The organism is Devosia sp. (assembly GCF_041917035.1).
Lineage (GTDB): Bacteria > Pseudomonadota > Alphaproteobacteria > Rhizobiales > Devosiaceae > Devosia_A.
In genome coordinates this window covers 1-1821 of the sequence record NZ_JAYRYM010000432.1, presented here as the reverse complement: position 1 = coordinate 1821, position 1821 = coordinate 1, and the positions used below count along the sequence as shown (strand labels likewise).

Genomic DNA, 1821 nt, shown 5'->3' with positions numbered 1-1821 from the left:
AGCCCGGCTTCGAGCACGAAGTCTCGGCGTTCAACCTGTTCGCCTACCTGTCGCGCTCGGACGTGACGTGGAATCCGTCGGTCTGCTCGGTGGTCAAGGACAGCCTGTTCTGCCCGACCTCGGAGGAGTACATCCTGCCCGTCGAGCACGGCAATGACCGCTGCGAGTGGTTCATCCAGCTCACCGACGAGATCACCTGGAACGTCAAGGACGGCCTCACCGGCCGGCCGCGCGCGGTGATCAACATGAAGGCCGGCGATTGCTGCTGCATGCCCGCCGACATCCGTCACCAGGGCTTCTCGGCGAAGCGCTCGATGCTGCTGGTCTGGGAGAACGGCTCGCCGAAGGTGCCGGAACTGATCCGGCAGGGCCTGGCTCCGCAGGTGGCGGTCGAGTTCTAGGAACGGGCGGTCGCTCCCACTTCCGCCCTGCGGCCGGTCCCTGCTCCCACGAGAAGGGGCCGGCTGCTTCCTGTCTACAACCAGCGCGGGTATCAACTGTGCAGACCAAGCTCTTCATCGGCGGCGAGTTCGTCGACGGCCTCGCCGGGGGCACCATTCCGGTGTTCAATCCCTATTCGGGCGAGGTGCTGTGCGAGATCGCCGAGGCCCGCGCCGAGGACGTCGATCGCGCCGTGGCGGCGGCCAGGGCGGCGCAGCCGGCCTGGGGCCGGGCCGATGCGGCCGAGCGCGGCAACCTGCTGCTCAAGCTGGCCGACGCCATCGATGCGCATGCCGAGGAACTGATCGTACTCGAGGCGCTCGACACCGGCCATCCGGTGCGCGACGCGCGCAAGCTCGACGTGCCGCGCACCTCGCGGTGCTTCCGCTATTTCGGCGGCATGGCCGACAAGTTCGAAGGCTTCGTGCCGCCGGTCTACCCCGGCTTCATCAACTATGTGCAGCGCGAGCCGGTGGGCGTCGTCGGCCAGATCGTGCCGTGGAACTTCCCGCTGATGTTCACCAGCTGGAAGATGGCCCCAGCGCTGGCCGCCGGCAATGCCATCGTCATCAAGCCGAGCGAACTGACCCCGCTCTCGACGCTGCGGGTGGCCGAACTGATGCGCGAGGTCGGCTTCCCGGCGGGCGTGGTCAACGTCGTGCCCGGCTACGGCCAGACCGCCGGCGCCCGCATCGCCGAACACCCCGAGATCGGCAAGATCGCCTTCACCGGCTCGACCGCCACCGGCCGCCGCATCGTTACGGCCTCGGCGGGCAATCTCAAGAAGGTGCAGCTGGAACTGGGCGGCAAGGGTCCGAACATCGTGTTCGGCGATGCCAATATCCGCGCCGCCATCGGCGGCTCCGCCTTCGCCATCTTCCACAACCAGGGCCAGGCCTGCATCGCCGGGTCGCGGCTCATCCTGCACAAGTCGATCGCCGACGAATTCATCGACGGCTTCACCCGCTTCGCCAAGTCGATCCGGCTGGGCGATCCGCTCGATCCCGCCACCGAGATGGGGCCACTGACCTCGCGCCAGCACCAGGAACGCGTGCTGCACTTCTCGCAGGTGGCCAAGGACGAAGGCGGCGAGATCGTCACCGGCGGCAAGCGGCCCGACCGGGACGACCTCGCCAACGGCTACTTCGTCGAGCCGACCATCGTCCTCGCCAAGCCGACCGACCGGGTCAGCCAGGAGGAGGTGTTCGGCCCGTTCGTCACCGTCACCACCTTCGAGGAGGACGAGGAGGCCCTCGCCATCGCCAATGGCGTGCAATATGGCCTCGGCTCGGGTCTGTGGACCAACAACCTGACGCGCGCCCACAAGATGGCCCGCGACATCCGCGCCGGCATGGTGTGGATCAACTGCTACAAGGTGGT

At 67.7% G+C, this 1821-nt stretch carries 2 protein-coding genes; both read left to right on the top strand.

The window, feature by feature from the left end; all coding sequences use genetic code 11:
• On the top strand, positions 1-401 hold a 401-nt coding region (locus ACE3TU_RS21995; RefSeq protein WP_374627988.1), incomplete at its 5' end, for a hypothetical protein.
• A gap of 98 nt (positions 402-499) precedes the next feature.
• Positions 500-1821, top strand: a 1322-nt coding sequence (locus ACE3TU_RS21990) for an aldehyde dehydrogenase family protein (protein ID WP_374627987.1), incomplete at its 3' end; no start/stop codon positions are given.